The organism is Streptomyces sp. NPDC001634 (assembly GCF_040298185.1).
In the GTDB taxonomy this organism is placed as follows: Bacteria; Actinomycetota; Actinomycetes; order Streptomycetales; family Streptomycetaceae; genus Streptomyces.
The window spans coordinates 51,575-67,398 of record NZ_JBEOZU010000017.1; the positions used below are offsets into that span (position 1 = coordinate 51,575).

General features: G+C 70.9%; 12 protein-coding genes. 7 read left to right on the plus strand and 5 right to left on the minus strand.

Annotated elements, in window-relative coordinates; translation table 11 throughout:
- Positions 1 to 3: 3 nt before the first annotated feature.
- Positions 4 to 186: a hypothetical protein gene (locus ABT186_RS13670; RefSeq protein ID WP_351225408.1), complete on the plus strand. Its 183-nt coding sequence runs from the start codon at positions 4 to 6 to the stop codon at positions 184 to 186.
- Between the two features lie 36 nt (positions 187 to 222).
- On the opposite strand, the gene ABT186_RS13675 is transcribed toward ABT186_RS13670, so the two are convergent.
- The gene (locus tag ABT186_RS13675; RefSeq protein WP_351225410.1) at positions 223 to 1,023 is read right to left on the minus strand and encodes a site-2 protease family protein; all 801 of its coding nucleotides are present in this window, start codon (positions 1,021 to 1,023) and stop codon (positions 223 to 225) included.
- A 134-nt stretch (positions 1,024 to 1,157) separates the two neighbouring features.
- On the opposite strand from ABT186_RS13675, the gene ABT186_RS13680 reads away from it, so the two are divergent.
- Positions 1,158 to 1,703 (plus strand): Uma2 family endonuclease, encoded by a 546-nt coding sequence (locus tag ABT186_RS13680; RefSeq protein ID WP_351225412.1) that lies wholly within the window; start codon positions 1,158 to 1,160, stop codon positions 1,701 to 1,703.
- Between the two features lie 49 nt (positions 1,704 to 1,752).
- Positions 1,753 to 5,124 carry an AfsR/SARP family transcriptional regulator gene (locus ABT186_RS13685; protein WP_351925150.1) on the plus strand — a complete coding sequence of 1,124 codons (3,372 nt, stop codon included), beginning with the start codon at positions 1,753 to 1,755 and terminating at the stop codon, positions 5,122 to 5,124.
- 28 nt (positions 5,125 to 5,152) lie between these two features.
- On the opposite strand, the gene ABT186_RS13690 is transcribed toward ABT186_RS13685, so the two are convergent.
- The 3 genes from ABT186_RS13690 to panB all read right to left on the minus strand — a co-directional run bounded on the left by ABT186_RS13690 (position 5,153) and on the right by panB (position 8,117).
- Positions 5,153 to 5,971, minus strand: coding sequence for an ABC transporter permease (locus ABT186_RS13690; RefSeq protein ID WP_351225416.1), 819 nt, complete (start codon positions 5,969 to 5,971; stop codon positions 5,153 to 5,155).
- Complete coding sequence (locus tag ABT186_RS13695) at positions 5,968 to 6,993, minus strand: ATP-binding cassette domain-containing protein (RefSeq protein WP_351925152.1); 1,026 nt, start codon at positions 6,991 to 6,993, stop codon at positions 5,968 to 5,970. The genes ABT186_RS13690 and ABT186_RS13695 overlap by 4 nt, the downstream gene beginning before the upstream one ends.
- Positions 6,994 to 7,229: 236 nt before the next feature.
- Positions 7,230 to 8,117 (minus strand): 3-methyl-2-oxobutanoate hydroxymethyltransferase, encoded by an 888-nt coding sequence (gene panB, locus ABT186_RS13700; RefSeq protein ID WP_351225420.1) that lies wholly within the window; start codon positions 8,115 to 8,117, stop codon positions 7,230 to 7,232.
- Positions 8,118 to 8,391: 274 nt separating this feature from the next.
- Here panB and ABT186_RS13705 point away from each other — a divergent pair, with 274 nt between their 5' ends.
- The 4 genes from ABT186_RS13705 to ABT186_RS13720 all read left to right on the plus strand — a co-directional run bounded on the left by ABT186_RS13705 (position 8,392) and on the right by ABT186_RS13720 (position 13,349).
- Positions 8,392 to 9,984 (plus strand): MFS transporter, encoded by a 1,593-nt coding sequence (locus ABT186_RS13705; RefSeq protein WP_351225422.1) that lies wholly within the window; start codon positions 8,392 to 8,394, stop codon positions 9,982 to 9,984.
- 130 nt (positions 9,985 to 10,114) lie between these two features.
- A complete protein-coding gene (locus ABT186_RS13710) occupies positions 10,115 to 10,735 on the plus strand; it encodes a TetR/AcrR family transcriptional regulator (protein ID WP_351225424.1) in 621 nt (206 codons plus the stop codon).
- Between the two features lie 203 nt (positions 10,736 to 10,938).
- Complete coding sequence (locus ABT186_RS13715) at positions 10,939 to 11,973, plus strand: endonuclease/exonuclease/phosphatase family protein (RefSeq protein WP_351925154.1); 1,035 nt, start codon at positions 10,939 to 10,941, stop codon at positions 11,971 to 11,973.
- 158 nt (positions 11,974 to 12,131) lie between these two features.
- Positions 12,132 to 13,349 carry an MFS transporter gene (locus ABT186_RS13720; RefSeq protein ID WP_351925156.1) on the plus strand — a complete coding sequence of 406 codons (1,218 nt, stop codon included), beginning with the start codon at positions 12,132 to 12,134 and terminating at the stop codon, positions 13,347 to 13,349.
- A gap of 677 nt (positions 13,350 to 14,026) precedes the next feature.
- Here ABT186_RS13720 and ABT186_RS13725 read toward each other — a convergent pair.
- Positions 14,027 to 15,781, minus strand: a complete 1,755-nt coding sequence (locus tag ABT186_RS13725; RefSeq protein ID WP_351925158.1) for an NAD+ synthase — start codon at positions 15,779 to 15,781, stop codon at positions 14,027 to 14,029.
- Between the last annotated feature and the right edge of the window lie 43 nt (positions 15,782 to 15,824).

The following is a 15,824-nucleotide window of genomic DNA, read 5'->3' on the forward strand; positions in this document are numbered from 1 at the left end:
CCCATGCCCCGCCTCGCCCTCTACGCCCTCACGGTCTGCGTCCTCGCCGTCGCCGCGGCCGTCGTCTCCTTCGTCATGGGCAGCTGGCTGGGGATCGTCTGGATCCTGCTCGCGGGACTGACGTCCAACATGACGTGGTACTACGCCCGCCGCGACCGCGCCCGGCGCAATTCCGTCACCGGCTGAGTCCCGGCCGAGTCCGGCCGAGTACCGGCTGCGGGATCAGCCGCCCGACGAGCAGAACTCGTTCGTGCCCTGCCAGAAGCGGTACAGCTCCTGGCCGCAGTAGCGGTGCACGTCGTCGATGCCCAGGGTGTTCAGGAGCGAGTAGATCGCGTCGAAGAACTCCCTGTTCACCGAGGGCATCCACAGGATCGCGAACACGGCGAGCAGACCGAACGGCGCGAACGGCTCCACCTGGCGGCGCACCCCGTGCGAGAGCCAGGGCTCGATCACCCCGTACCCGTCCAGGCCCGGCACCGGCAGGAAGTTCAGGATCGTGGCCGTCACCTGGAGCAGGGCCAGGAAGGCCAGCGCGTACTGGAAGTCCCGGGGCACCCCGTCCACCGCGTGCAGCCAGAACGGGGCCGTGCACACGACGGCGAACAGTGCGTTGGTCAGCGGGCCCGCCGCCGAGATCAGGCTGTGCCGCCAGCGGCCCGGGATGCGGCCCCGCTCGATGAAGACCGCGCCGCCCGGCAGACCGATCCCGCCCATGATCACGAAGATCACCGGCAGGACGATGCTCAGCAGTGCGTGCGTGTACTTCAGCGGGTTGAGCGTGAGATAGCCCTTCGCGCCGACCGTGATGTCGCCGCCGTGCAGGGCGGTGCGCGCGTGGGCGTACTCGTGCAGACACAGCGAGACGATCCACGCGGCCGTCACGAACAGGAACACGGCAACCCCGGGCTGCTCGGCGAAACCGCTCCAGGTGGCCCAGCCGGTGACCGCCGTCACGGCCAGGATCCCGACGAAGACGGGGCTGATCCTGCGGTCGCTGCGCCGGGTGGCGGCGGTGGTCATGGGATGGGGCTCCTGGAGTCAGGTGAGAGGCTGCGGTGGTGGGTCGACCGTATCGGTGATGTGGGGGGAACGTCCTGCGGACCAGCACTGGTTCCTGGTACTCGATAGGCTGGAATCGACCCGACCAAGGAGGTGTGACCATTACCGATGAGTGGGTGGCGGACGCGCTCGAGAGTATCCGGCTGCCCAGGCGGCTGCGGCTCCGCCTGACACGGAACGGACTCACTGTGGTACCTGTCACACAGGCGCACCTCACGACTCAACGGCGCATCCTGAACCAGATCGAGGCAGGCATGCCGGGCTGGACGCCGATCGGCGAGTTCAAGATCATTCCGGCACGCGAGGGATACGCGCCCGAACCGGACGTCTCCGCCCTCCCGGAAGGCCAGTGGGACGCGGGGAGGAGCGAGTTCGACGAGCGACTGCTGCCCTTTGTGGTGGAGGTCGTGTCACCGGAGAGCAAGAACCGTGACTACAGCACCAAGCCGGAGCATTACGCCCTCCGCGGTATTCCGGCCTATCTCATCGTCGACGTTCTCTCCGCCTCCTGGAAGCTGCTGACCCAGCCGGAGAACGGTGTCTACCAGTGCGCCCAGTCCGGACCCTTCGGCAAGCAGATCGAGATCCCGGTGGCCGACCAGACCCTCACCCTCGACTCCTCCCAGTTCGCCCGCATTTGAAGCCGGGTGCCGGAAACCGCTGAGCGGAGTCCTGCCGTCCCCGGAGACAATGGACCCCGTGCGCTATCGCATTCTCGGCACCACCCAGGCACTCCGCGCCGACGGCACACCCGTGCCGGTCGGCGGGGCCAGGCTGCGTGCCCTGCTGACCGTCCTCGCCCTGCGAACCGGCCGGGCCGTTCCCGCCGGCCTCCTCGTCGAGGAGGTGTGGGACGGTGACCCGCCCGCCGACGCCACCGGTGCCCTGCAGGCGCTGGTCGGGCGGCTGCGCCGGACGCTCGGCCAGGGCGAGGTGGAGTCGGCGGACGGCGGCTACCGGCTGGCCGCGGCGCCGGACGACGTCGACCTGCACCACTTCGAGCGGCTGACCGGCGAGGGCCTGCGTGCCCTGGCCGACGGCGACCCCGCGAAGGCGGCGGTCGTCCTCGACGATGCCCTGAGCCTGTGGCACGGGCCCGCCCTCGCCGACCTCCCGGACCGCACCGCCGAGGCCGCCCGCTGGGAGACCCGCCGGCTCGACGCGCACCGCGCCCGCCTCACCGCGGCCCTCGCCCTCGGCCAGGGCGAGCAGTACCTGCCCGAGCTGACCGCCCTGTGCGACCTGCACCCGCTGGACGAGCCCCTCCAGGTACTGCGCCTGCGCGCCCTGCGCGACGCGGGCCGCCCGGCGGAGGCCCTGGCCGCATACGAGGACGTACGGCACCTGTTCGCGGACCGTCTCGGCTCCGACCCTGGTCCCGAACTACGGGCACTGCACGCACAGTTGCTCGAGCCGGGGGAGCCTGCCGGACATGGCACCGCTCCCGCAGGGCCGCACGGGGAGACCGGGACGCGCACCCCCGAGACCGAAGCCCGTACCTCCAGCCACTCCCGGACGCCCCCGCACAAGACAAACGCCGTCGCACCCCTGCCCCCCGGCAACCTCCGCGCCCGGCTGACCTCCTTCGTCGGGCGGGACGCCGATATCGACACCATTCGCGGTGATCTCGCCGCCGCCCGGCTCGTCACCCTGCTCGGGCCCGGCGGCGCCGGGAAGACACGGCTGTCGCAGGAGGCCGCCGAAGCCGTGGCGTACGCGGCGCGGGACGGGGTGTGGATGGCCGAGCTGGCGCCGGTCGACGACCCCGAGGCCGTGCCCGAGGCCGTGCTCACCGCCGTCGGGGCGCGCGAGACCGTGCTGCGCGGTGCCGGAGCCGAGGAGATGCGTGTCGTCACCGACCGGCACGACGACCCGCTCGTCCGGCTCGCCGAGCACTGCGCGCGGCGCCGGATGCTGCTCATCCTCGACAACTGCGAACACGTCGTGGACGCCGCCGCCCACCTCGTCGAGCATCTCCTCGAACGCTGCCCCGAGCTGACGGTCCTCGCCACCAGCCGCGAACCCCTCGGCGTACCGGGTGAGTTGCTGCGCCCGGTGGAGCCGCTGCCGCAGCCGTACGCGCTGAAGCTGCTTGCCGACCGCGGCGCCGCCGCCCGCCCCGGCTTCCGTATCGACGCCGACGAAGAAACCGCAGCGGCCGCCGCCGAGATCTGCCGACGCCTCGACGGACTCCCGCTCGCCATCGAGCTGGCGGCCGCCCGGCTCCGGATGCTGTCGCCGCGGCAGATCGCGGACCGGCTCGACGACCGGTTCCGGCTGCTCACCTCCGGCAGCCGCACCGTGCTGCCCCGGCAGCAGACCCTGCGGGCCGTCGTCGACTGGTCCTGGGACCTCCTCGACGCGGACGAGCACGCGGTACTGCGCCGGCTGTCCGTCTTCTCCGGCGGCTGCGACCTCACCGCCGCCGAGGCCGTGTGCGGGCCCGCCGCACTGGAGGCGCTCGGCTCGCTCGTCGACAAGTCCCTGGTGGTGGCCGCACCCTCGGGCGACGGAGAGATGCGCTACCGGCTCCTGGAGACCGTCGGCGAGTACGCGGGCGAACGGCTCGACGAGTCCGGCGAGCGACCCGACGCCGAGCGCGCCCACCTCATCCACTACCGGGAACTCGCCCGCACCACCGACCCGTTGCTGCGCTCGTCGGGCCAGCGCGCCGCGGTCGAACGGTTCCAGGTGGAGTACGAGAACCTGCGCACCGCCCTGCGCCGGGCCGTCGCCGCCCGCGACGAGCAGGAGGCGCTGTGCCTGCTGCTCTCCCTGGCCTGGTACTGGCAGATGCGCGATCTGGAATCCGAGGTCCGCACCTGGTCCAGCGCGGTCGTCGCCCTCGGCCCCGATCCCTTCACGGCGCCCGCCCGACCGGTGCCGGACATCCCCGAGAGGTGTACGGACGCCCCGCCGCCGATGCGCCCGGACCTCCTCGACGAGGCCCGCCGCGGGGCCCATCTCATCCATCTGGCCTGCATGGACATGGACATCCAGGCGTGGGAGACATCGCACGCCAGGGAGAGGCTGCGGGTCATCAGCGAGACCTACCGCCCCGGCCAGCCGCAGACCTGCCGGATGCCCGGCTTCCTGTGGTTCTTTGCTGTTTTGTTCTCCTGCGAACAGGACCGCATGCGCGCGGTCATCGACGAGTCCGTCACCACCTGCCGCGAGCTCGGTTACACCTGGGACCTGGCCCAGACCCTGCAGATGCGGGCCAACATCCTCGCCAACCGCAGCGACTGGGCGGGGGACGCGACCCGGGACGCGGACGAAGCACTGGAGATCTTCCGCCGGATCGGGGACACCTGGGGCGCGGCCGAGGCCCTGTCCGCCCGCGGAGAGGCCCGTGAACGCCGCGGTGAATACCTGCTCGCCGCCGCCGACTACGAGGCCGCCCGCGAGTACGCCGAACAGCTGGGCGCCCGTTCCCAGATGACCGTGCTCGGCGCCCGCCTCGGCAGCGTCCTGCTCGACGCGGGGCAGAGCGAGCCGGGTGAGCGGCTGCTGCGCCAGGTCGTCGAAGAGGCCTCCGGCTCGTTCAACGACGGCATGCCCGCCGCGCGCCTGTTCCTCGCGATGTGGCTGGGCCGCACGGATCGGGTGGCCGAGGCGCGCGAGCAGCTCCGGTTGCTGCGCAGGGACTTCGCGGGCGTCGCCTTCGTGGTCTTCGACGGTTTCGTGCTCGGCCTGGACGCCTGGCTGGACGCGACGGACGGACGGTACGACGAGGCGCTGCCCAAGGTGCGCGCGGCCCTTGCGCGGGCCTCGGACAGGATGGCCCGGGTGATCGCGCCGCACATGTTCTCCGTGCATCTGGTCACTGCGGCGGTCGCGCTCACCGGCCTGGACGGCGGGCACCGCGCCCCGGACGCGGCCCGGTGTCTGGCCGCCGCAGACCGGCTGCTGCCGCCCGGCCACTTCCGGAGCCCGGCGGAGCGCGAGATACGCGCCGACGCCGAGGCGGGTGCCCGGGCCTCGCTGGGCGACGCGGCGTACGAGGCGGCCTACGCGGAGGGCGACGGCCTCTCCTTCGAGGAGGCCGCCGCCCTCGTCTGACGCGGACCGGCTGTGCTCGTGCGGTGCGTCAGCTCTTGTTGTTGAACTTGCGGATGGCGATCGGCGCCATGACCAGGGTGAGGACGGCCGACCAGGCGAGCGTCATCAGCACGTCGTGGGCGATCGGCTCGTGCCCGTTCATCAGGCCGCGGGCGGCGTCCGCCAGCGTCGACAGCGGGTTGTAGTCGGTGAAGGCCTGGAGCCAGCCCGGCATGGTCCTGGTCGGGGCGAAGATCGACGAACCGAACTGCAGCGGCATCAGCACGAGAAACCCCATCCCCTGGACGGCCTGGGCGCTCTTCAGCACCACACCAAGGGTCAGGAAGATCCACATGACCCCGAACCCGAAGACGACCGAGAGGCCGATGGCCGCGAACAGGCCCGGTACGTTCGACACGGACAGGCCGAGCATGAAGCCCACCGCGAGCAGGATCGCCGTGGCGACGAGCATCCGCCCGATCTCCACCGTGATCTTGGCGATCAGAACGGAGGCGCGGCTGATCGGCAGGGACCGGAATCGGTCCATCACGCCCTTGTGGAAGTCCTCGTTGAACCCGGTGCCGACGCCCTGCGCGATGTTCATGCCCATCATCGCCATCAGGCCGGGGACCACGTAGTTGACGTACGCGTGCCGGTTGTGGGTGCCCGCGATCGCGCCGCCGAAGACGAACACGAACAGCAGACAGAAGGTGATCGGGAACAGGACGGCGTCGAACATGGACTCCGGGTCCTGGCGGATCCACAGCAGGTTGCGGCGGACCAGCGCGCCGATGTGGCGCAGATTGCCGCGCAGTCCGATGCGGCCCTCGACGGGGACCGGGGGAGAGGTGATGGTGGCGGAGCTCATACGGCGACCTCCTCGCGGGCGGGGGACGCGTCCTGCGGGGCACTGGCCTTGTGGCCGGTGAGGGACAGGAACACCTCGTCCAGGCTGGGCAGTTCGGTGGTGATGTCGGCGAGCGTGATGCCGCGGGCGGTGAGCGCGCCGACCACCGCAGTCAGCTGCTCGTCGCTGAGGATCGGTACGAGGACGGTGCCGGTCCCGGCGTCCACGGTCGCGTGGCCGGGACCGGTGAGGCCGAACTCGTCGAGCGCCGCGGCCGTCGGGCGCAGCTCCAGCGGGTCCGCCGGGCGGATGCGCAGCGTACGGCCGCCGACCTTCGCCTTCAGCTCGTCGATGCGACCGCCCGCGACGACCTTGCCGCGGTCGATGACGGTCAGCTCGGAGGCCAGCTGCTCGGCCTCCTCCATGTACTGGGTGGTGAGCAGCACGGTGGCGCCCTCGGCGACCATCCGCTTGACCTCGGTCCACACCTCGTTCCGCGTACGCGGGTCCAGGCCGGTGGTCGGCTCGTCCAGATAGAGGACGGCCGGTTGCCCGATCATCGAGGCGGCGAGGTCCAGCCGCCGCCGCATACCGCCGGAGTACGTGGACGCCGGGCGCTTGGCCGCCTCGGTGAGCGAGAACCGCTCCAGGAGCCCGTCGGCCCGGGCGCGGGCCTCCTTGCGGGGCAGGTCGAGGAGCCGGCCGATCATGTACAGGTTCTCGAAGCCGGACAGCTTCTCGTCGACCGAGGCGTACTGGCCGGTGAGGCCTATCACGCGGCGGGTCTGGCGGGGCTGCCGTACGACGTCGTAGCCGGCGACCACGGCGTGGCCGGCGTCCGGGGTGATGAGGGTGGACAGGCAGCGGACCAGGGTGGTCTTGCCGGCGCCGTTCGGCCCCAGCACACCGAGGACGGTGCCCTCGCGCACATCGAGGTCGACGCCGTCCAGTGCCTTGGTCTCGCCATAGTGCTTGACCAGCCCCCGTACGGTGACGGCCGCGTCCGGGGCGGCGTCGCTGGGGTTGTTGTCGATTCGCGTCATGCCGCCAAGGTGCCAGCGGCCACCGACAAACCGCCGACAGCTCGCCTACAGCTCCCGATGGCCCGCCGACAGACAGCAAGCAGCCCGCCGATGGGGGAAGTCGGCGGGCTGCTGCGCGCCCCGTGAGCGGGGCGCCCCGTAAGGGGCGCGGGACGGCGACGTACGCGGCTCCGCCGCGTGGGCGCGACCAGCCACAGACGGCCCCGGTCGGCCCACTACCGCACCCCGAGGAAGGCTCAGTGCACCGAGTGCTCCTCGAGCGGGAACGTTCCGCCCACCACATCCTCGGCGAACGCCCTGGCCGCGTTGCCCATGACCTCACGCAGGTCCGCGTACTTCTTCACGAACTTCGGCACCCGGCCACCGGTCAGCCCCAGCATGTCGGTCCACACCAGCACCTGCGCATCCGTCTCCGGCCCGGCCCCGATGCCGACCGTCGGGATGTGCAGCGCCCGCGTCACCTCGGCCGCCAGCTCCGCAGGGACGAGCTCCAGGACGACCGCGAACGCGCCCGCGTCCTGGACGGCCTTGGCGTCCCGCAGCAGCTGGTGCGCCGCCTCGTCGCCACGGCCCTGGACGCGGTAGCCCATGGTGTTCACGGACTGCGGGGTCAGGCCGATGTGCGCCATGACCGGGATGCCGGACTCCACCAGCAGCTCGATCTGGCGGTGGGAGCGCTCGCCGCCCTCCAGCTTCACCGCGCCGACCCCGGCCTCCTTCACCAGGCGGGTGGCCGAGCGCAGCGCCTGCACCGGGCCCTCCTGGTACGAGCCGAAGGGCAGGTCGCCGACGATCAGGGCGCGCTTCGTGCCCCGGACGACCGCGGCGGAGAGCATGGTCATCTCGTCGAGGGTGACGGGTACGGTCGTCTCGTACCCGAGGTGACAGTTGCCCGCCGAGTCGCCGACGAGCATGACCGGGATGCCGGCCTCGTCGAACACGGAAGCGGTCATCGCGTCGTAGGCGGTGAGCATGGGCCACTTCTCGCCGCGCTCCTTGGCGGCGGTGATGTCGCGCACGGTAATGCGGCGGGTGCTCTTTCCTCCGTACAGCGCCTTGCTGCTGTCGGAGGGCTTGAGCGCACCCTGAGCGGGCTGCCCCTGGGCAGCCGGAAGCTGCGTCATCGCAACGCTCCTTCGGTCATCTCGAGGCGCCCTGACGGCGTCCCCGGATCACCCCCATGGTGGCACTTCGTGCCACGCGCGGCTAGGGCAGGGATGGCGACGCGAGTCACGCCGGGCCGCCCGGCTTTCCGTGGGGCATGCTCGACCCGAGGACGGAGCCTGAGACGGAGGTCCCGGGCCGTTTCACCCCTGCCCCAGGTCTCGTCGTTAAGGGCTCCGTAAAGAACTAAGATACGAGACCGTTCCGTATCGGAAATGGCCTAGGCTCGTTCCCATGACTACTCCTGCTGCCCCTGTCGAACGGCGGGTGCCGGAGGCGGTGCACCGGCGCCGGTGGGCCATCCTCGGCGCGCTGATGCTCAGCCTGCTGATCGTGGTGCTCGACAACTCGATCCTGAACGTCGCCATCAAGACCATCTCCACCCCGGCGCCGACCGGCCTCGGCGCCACCCAGAGCGAGCTGGAGTGGGCCATCAACGCCTACACCCTCGTCTTCGCGGGGCTGCTGTTCACCGCGGGCCTCCTGGGCGACCGCCTGGGCCGCAAGAAGACGCTGCTGGCCGGTCTCGTCGTGTTCGGCGCCGGGTCGGCGCTCGCCGCGGAGTCCGGTTCACCCGCTCAGCTCATCGCGTTCCGTGCGCTCATGGCTCTTGGTGCGGCGTTCGTGATGCCCGCGACGCTCGCCGTGCTCATGAACGTGTTCGAGCGCGACGAGCAGCCCAAGGCCATCGGCATCTGGGCCGGCGGCGTCGGTCTCGCCATCGCCATAGGGCCGATCACCGGCGGTGTGCTCCTGGACCACTTCTGGTGGGGCTCCGTCTTCCTGATCAACGTGCCGATCGTGATCCTCGCGCTGGGCCTGATGATCTGGCTGGTCCCCGACTCCCGTGACCCCAACCCCGGCCGCATCGACCCGGTGGGTGTCGTCCTGTCGGTCGTCGGACTGGTCCTGCTGGTCTACGGCATCATCAAGGGCGGCCAGCTGGCGGACTTCACCGACACCACGGTGCTCGCGACCATCGCCGCCGGTCTCGCCGTCCTCGCCGCGTTCGTCGTGTTCGAGAAGCGCAGCAACCACCCGTCGATAGACGTCACGTACTTCAAGAACAAGGTCTTCTCCGCCGCCATCGCCGCGATCGCGCTGGTCTTCTTCGCGCTGATGGGCGTGACCTTCTTCTCCGTCTTCTACACCCAGAGCATCCGGGGCTACTCGCCGCTGAAGAGCGGTGTGCTGATGCTGCCGCTGGCCGCCGCGCAGATGATCTTCGCGCCGCGGGCCCGGCTGCTGGTCGACCGGTTCGGCAACAGGGCCACCACCACCGCCGGCATGGTGATCATCGCCGCGATGCTCGCCGCGTTCGCCGCCCTGCAGGCGGACACCCCGATCTGGATCCTCGAGGTCGTCTTCTTCCTGATGGGCACCGGCATGGCGCACATCATGACCCCGACCAGCGTTGTCATCATGCAGGCGCTGCCCCGCGAGAAGGCGGGCTCCGCGTCCGCACTCAGCAACACCTTCCGCCAGGTCGGCGGTGCGCTCGGTATCGCGGTTCTCGGCTCCGTCCTGTCGACGACGTACCGCGACGGCATCCAGGACAAGCTCTCCTTCCTCCCGGCGGGCGTCCGTCACACCGCCGGCGAGTCGATCGAGGCGACGCTCGGCGTGGCCGCGAAGCTCGGCGCGGGCGGCAAGGCCCTCGTCGCCCCGGCCAACGACGCGTTCCTGCACGCGATGCACGTCACGGCGCTGTGCGGCGCGGGCGTCGCGATGTTGGGCGCGATCGTGGTCGCGATGTTCCTGCCCGGCAAGGCGCCCGCACCGCAAGCGGGCAAGGAGGAGACGGAGTTGGTGACGGCGGACAACTGACGACGCTTACGGCGCTGATGGCACTGACGTCACCGACGTCACGTCATGGCCGGGCACTCGGGGGGCCGAGTGCCCGTTCATGCGTACACCGGGGGAATTTCATCCCAGCACAGCAAGGACGGAGTCGAACGTGAGCCTCGCCGACAGCCATCTCCGGCAGGACGGCCCCGTGCGTGGACGCCCTCGCAGCGAGGCCGTCGAACGGGCCATCATCGAAGGGGTGATGAAGCTCATCGAGGACGGCGTGCCTCTCGCGGACCTGTCCATCGAGCGCATCGCCCGCACCGCCGGCGTGGGCAAGGCCACCATCTACCGCCGGTGGAGCAACAAGGAGGACCTCTTCGTCGACGTGGTGCGCGCCACCGAGCCCGGGGACCCCGAACTGCCCGGCACCTCGATGCGCGACGACCTCGTCACGCTCCTGGAGTCGCTGCGGCAGCGCGGTCTGGCCAGCCGCTCCTCGGCGATCCTGCGCAATGTGCACGCCCAGATGAAGTGCAGCCCCAAGATCTGGGCCGCGTATCACGCGATCGTCGTCGCCCCCCGGCGCCGGCTGGGGATGGAAGTCCTTCGCCGTGGACAGGAGAACGGCGAGCTGCGCAAGGACGTGGACGTCGACCTGATGAACGACATCCTGGTCGGCCCCATGCTCGTACGATCCGTCCTGCGCCCCGACGCACAGCTCGAAGAGGGTCTCTCCGAGCAGATCGTCGACACGGTCCTGGAAGGGCTACGGCCCGTCAGTTCCTAGCCGCCGAATACGGGTTCCCCGTCGTTATGTACGGGTTTCGTCACAGAGGGCCGCTCTGGTGCCCTCGTTCGGAACTCCGGACGCCGAGTTCCTCGTCCTTGTGCGCATACGGCCACGATGGACGGCAGGAACGGAGCCGATCATCCCCTAGGGTCGTAACCGCGGGGGACGACGGTGTGTACGGCAAGTTGTGAGGCGACGGTATGGCGCAGGCGTACGTGACGGAGACGGGCAGCGGCGGCACGGGGCCGGTCCGCAGAGGATCCCGGCTCCGGCGCCTGTACGACACACTGCGCGGCGACCGTGGCATCTGGCGCCGTGGAATCGTGCTGGCCGTTCTCGCGCTTGTTCTCGCGCTGGTGATGCTGCTGCACGCCCGGATCCCCAACACCGTCGGCAACCTCGGAAGTCTCACGGAGACGTTCCTGCCCTGGCTCGGTGTGGTGTTCGTTCCGCTGCTGCTGATCCTCGCGCTGGTGCGGAAGTCCGCGACCGCGCTGATCGCCCTGCTGGTGCCCGCGGCGGTCTGGCTGAACCTCTTCGGCGGGCTGCTCGGCGACAAGACCGGAAGCGGCGGCGATCTGACCGTCGCCACGCACAACGTCAACGCCGACAACCCCGACCCGTCCACCACCGCCCGTGACGTGGCCGCGTCCGGCGCGGACGTGCTGGCCCTGGAGGAGCTGAAGGCGTCCGCGGTTCCGGTGTACGAGCAGGCGCTGGCGTCGACGTACAAGTACCACTCGGTGCAGGGCACGGTCGGCCTGTGGAGCAAGTACCCGCTGGGCGGGGTGAGTGCCGTGGACATCAAGCTGGGCTGGACGCGGGCGATGCGGGCCACCGTGAATACGCCGAACGGGGAAGTCGCCTTCTACGTCGCCCATATGCCCTCGGTACGGGTGAAGCTGGCGGCCGGGTTCACCGCGCGGCAGCGGGACACCAGCGCGGACGCGCTCGGTGAGGCCATCGCCGGCGAGAAGCTGAGCAGGGTGATCCTGCTGGGCGACCTCAACGGCACCATGAACGACCGCTCGCTCAACGCCGTCACCTCGCAGATGCGTTCCACGCAGGGCGCGGCCGGCAGTGGTTTCGGCTTCAGCTGGCCGGCGTCGTTCCCGATGGCGCGGATCGACCAGATCATGGTCAGGGGTGTGGAGCCGGTGAGCTCGTGGACCCTGCCGCGGACGGGGAGCGACCATCTGCCGGTCGCGGCACGCGTGAAGGTCACTACGCCGTAACCTCCCGGAATACTGGGCCTGCCAGGCTTTGTTCCGTAAGTGAACATAAGATGAGGGCGTGCGGCGCCCGCTCGCGTGCGTCGTCGGCTCGCGTGCGGCGTCAGCTCGCGTGCGGCGCACGCCCAACCCTGGACCCCCGAAAGGCATAGGCCCCCTTCATGCCCCTGGCCCTGCTCGCCCTCGCCGTGGGCGCCTTCGGCATCGGCACCACCGAGTTCGTGATGATGGGCCTGCTGCCCAATGTCGCGGCCGACCTGCACATATCCATTCCCACCGCCGGGCACCTGGTCTCGGCGTACGCGCTGGGCGTGGTGATCGGCGCGCCGCTGCTCGCCGCGGTCACCGCCCGGATGTCCCGCCGAAAGGTCCTCATCGGACTGATGGGCCTGTTCGTGCTGGGCAACGCACTGTCCGGTCTGGCCCCCGACCAGCACTGGCTGCTGGCCGCGCGCTTCCTGAGCGGTCTGCCGCACGGGGCGTTCTTCGGCGTCGGCGCGGTCGTCGCCATGAGCCTGGCCGCGCCCGAGTGCAAGGCCCGCTCGGTGTCGCTGATGTTCATGGGCCTGACCGTCGCGAACATCGCGGGTGTGCCGGTGGCGACGCTCATGGGCCAGCACCTGGGGTGGCGCGCGACGTTCCTCGGCGTGAGCGCGATCGGCGTGGCTGCGATCGCGTCCCTCTTCCTCCTGATCCCGCACGACCACACCCACGCCCCGGCGGGCGGCCTGCGGGGCGAACTTGCGGCCCTGCGCTCGCTGCCGGTGTGGCTGGCGCTGGGTACGACGGTCGCGGGCTTCGGGGCGCTGTTCTCGGCCTACAGCTACGTCACGCCGATGCTGACGGACGCGGCGGGTTACGCGGACGGCAGTGTCACCCTTCTGCTTGCCCTGTTCGGCGTGGGCGCGACGATCGGCAACCTGGTGGGCGGCCGGCTCGCGGACCGCTCGCTGCGGGGCACGCTGTTCGGCGGCCTGGTCTCGATGGTGCTGGTGCTGGCTCTGTTCCCGCTGCTCATGGCCACCGAGTGGAGTGCGGCCCTGGCGGTGACGCTGCTGGGCACGGCGGCGTTCATCACCGGCTCCCCGCTGCAGCTGATGGTCATGGAGAAGGCGTCCGCGGCCCCCTCGCTGGCGTCCTCGGCGAACCAGGCGGCCTTCAACCTGGCCAACGCGGGTGGAGCGTGGATCGGCGGCCTTGCACTGGCGGCGGGCTTCGGCGTGACGTCCCCGGCGGTCGCGGGGGCGGGGCTTGCGGTGCTGGGGCTGGTGGTGGCGGGGGCCGCGTATGCGGTGGACCGCCGCCGGGAGCAGGTACCGGTGCCGGGGCGTCTGGTTGCGGCGCATGTTCCGGAGCGGGCGGAGAGCGTGCGCGGCTGACGGTGGCTTCGGGCGGCTTGTTTCGCCCCCGCCGCCCCACCCGTCCCATCCTCCAGAGGCTGCACCCCTGCACCCCCGCCCGGGGCTCCGCCCCTGCGCCCCGGGTGGGGACTGCGTCCCCTGCACCCCGGGCGGGGGCTGTGTCGCCTGCGCCCCTGCATGGGGTTGCGCTCGTTGGGCCCGCCTCGGGTTGTGCTTTTGGGCGTTGGGGGCGGGGGCCTTCGTCCGCTGTGTTTTTCGCGGGGCTGCGTTCCTGGATCCCGCGGGGTGCGTCCCTGCACGCGTGCCTGGGGCCGCGCCCGTGGATCCCGTCGAGAGGGCTGCGCCCCTGGGCCCGGGCGGGGACTGTGTCCCCTGCGCCCCGGGCGGGGACTGCGTCCCCTGCGCCCCTGCATGGGGTTGCGCCTCTTGGGTTCTGCCAGGGGCAGCAGCCCCCTGCACCCCCGCCGGCTTCGCTCCAGGCCCCCCTTCAGGGACCAGCGTCCGGATCCCCGCTCCTCAATCGCCGGAGGGTGGCGGACGGGCCGGAGTTCTCCGGCCTGGTCAGGTGCCCATCAGCCCGTCCGGCGTTTGAGGACGAGGCCGTTCAGGCCGATGCGGGGGCTGGGGGCGCAGCCCCCAGGGTGGGCGGGGAGGGGGCCGGGGGCACCCCCGGCACACCGGCACCCCGCGGAGCGCTACGCGTGTTCCCGCCAGCGGTTTGTGATCGGCAGGCGGCGGTCCTTGCCGAAGCCCTTGGCCGAGATCTTCGTGCCCGGCGGGTACTGGCGGCGCTTGTACTCCGCCGTGTCGACCATGCGCAGCGTCCTGACCACCAGCTCGCGGTCGAAGCCCGACGCCACGATCGTGTCCGCGCCCTTGTCGTGGTCCACGTAGAGGTCGAGGATCGCGTCCAGGACCGGGTAGTCCGGCAGCGAGTCCGTGTCGACCTGCCCCGGGCGCAGCTCCGCGCTCGGCGGCTTCGCGATCGAGTTCTCGGGGATCGGGGGCGTCTGGCCGCGCTCCTCGGCCGCCCGGTTCCGCCAGCGTGCCAGCTGGAAGATCGACGTCTTGTACACGTCCTTGATCGGGCCGTACGCGCCCACCGAGTCGCCGTACAGCGTCGAGTAGCCCACCGCCAGCTCCGACTTGTTGCCGGGAGCCAGGACGATGTGGCCTTCCTGGTTCGAGATCGCCATCAGCAGCGTGCCGCGCAGGCGGGACTGGAGGTTCTCCTCGGCCAGACCGGTCAGACCGACGGCGTTCATGTACGCGTCGAACATCGGAGCGATCGGGACCGTACGGAAGTTCAGGCCCGTCCGCCGCGCCAGCTCCGCCGCGTCGTCCTTCGAGTGGTCGGAGGAGTACTTCGACGGCATCGAGACGCCGTACACGTTCTCCGCTCCCACCGCGTCGCACGCGATCGCCGCGACCAGCGCAGAGTCGATACCGCCGGACAGACCGATGAGGACCGACTTGAAGCCGTTCTTCGCCACATACGCCCGCAGGCCCACGACCAGCGCCGAGTAGACCTCCTCGTCGTCCTCGAGGCGGTCGGCGTAGCCGCCCGTGTGCTCCGGCTCGTACGCCGGCAGCGGCTCCTCGGACAGCACCAGGCGGTCGATGCGCAGACCGTCGTCCACCACGCCTGTCGGCGCTTCCGCATCAGCCGTCGGCAGGTCCAGGTCCAGGACCACAGAGCCCTCCGAGAACTGCGGCGCCCGCGCGATCACCTCGCCGTCCGGGCCGACGACGATCGAGTCGCCGTCGAAGACCAGCTCGTCCTGTCCGCCGATCATGGCCAGGTAGGCCGTGGTGCAGCCCGCCTCCTGGGCCCGCTTGCGGACCAGCTCCAGGCGCGTGTCGTCCTTGTCGCGCTCGTACGGCGAGGCGTTGATCGAGAGCAGCAGCCCGGCCCTCGCGGTCCGCGCGGCCGGTACACGGCCGCCGTCCTGCCACAGGTCCTCGCAGATGGCGAGCGCGATGTCGACCCCGTGCAGCCGCACGACCGGCATCGTGTCGCCAGGCACGAAGTAGCGGAACTCGTCGAAGACGCCGTAGTTCGGCAGGTGGTGCTTGGCGAAGGTCAGCGCGATCTCGCCGCGGTGCAGCACCGCCGCCGCATTCTGCGGGGCGCCGGCCGGCTGGCCGAACTTCGGCTGGGCGGTCTCGCAGCGGTCGAGGTAGCCGACGACCACCGGCAGCTCCCCGAGGCCCTCGTCGGCGAGGCGCCCGGCGAGGTCCTTGAGGGTGGCGCGCGAGGCGTCGATGAAGGAGGACCGCAGGGCCAGGTCCTCGACGGGATACCCGGTCAGCACCATCTCCGGGAACGCCACCAGATGCGCTCCCTGCTCGGCGGAGTGCCGGGTCCAACGGACGATCGCCTCGGCGTTTCCGGCGAGATCACCGACGGTCGAGTCGATCTGATTCAGGGCGAGGCGTAGTTGAGGCACGCGCCCAGTTTAGACGCCAGTAATCGTCAGAGCGACACTATGG

What these genes read in the sequence shown, in the direction of transcription:
- ABT186_RS13715 (WP_351925154.1), top strand. Translation starts at nt 10,939, where the DNA reads ATGGCGCAGGCGTACGTGACGGAGACGGGCAGCGGCGGCACGGGGCCG.
- ABT186_RS13690 (WP_351225416.1), bottom strand. Translation starts at nt 5,971, where the DNA reads ATGAGCTCCGCCACCATCACCTCTCCCCCGGTCCCCGTCGAGGGCCGC.
- ABT186_RS13720 (WP_351925156.1), top strand. Translation starts at nt 12,132, where the DNA reads ATGCCCCTGGCCCTGCTCGCCCTCGCCGTGGGCGCCTTCGGCATCGGC.
- ABT186_RS13705 (WP_351225422.1), top strand. Translation starts at nt 8,392, where the DNA reads ATGACTACTCCTGCTGCCCCTGTCGAACGGCGGGTGCCGGAGGCGGTG.
- panB (WP_351225420.1), bottom strand. Translation starts at nt 8,117, where the DNA reads ATGACGCAGCTTCCGGCTGCCCAGGGGCAGCCCGCTCAGGGTGCGCTC.
- ABT186_RS13675 (WP_351225410.1), bottom strand. Translation starts at nt 1,023, where the DNA reads ATGACCACCGCCGCCACCCGGCGCAGCGACCGCAGGATCAGCCCCGTC.
- ABT186_RS13670 (WP_351225408.1), top strand. Translation starts at nt 4, where the DNA reads ATGCCCCGCCTCGCCCTCTACGCCCTCACGGTCTGCGTCCTCGCCGTC.
- ABT186_RS13685 (WP_351925150.1), top strand. Translation starts at nt 1,753, where the DNA reads ATGGACCCCGTGCGCTATCGCATTCTCGGCACCACCCAGGCACTCCGC.
- ABT186_RS13695 (WP_351925152.1), bottom strand. Translation starts at nt 6,993, where the DNA reads ATGACGCGAATCGACAACAACCCCAGCGACGCCGCCCCGGACGCGGCC.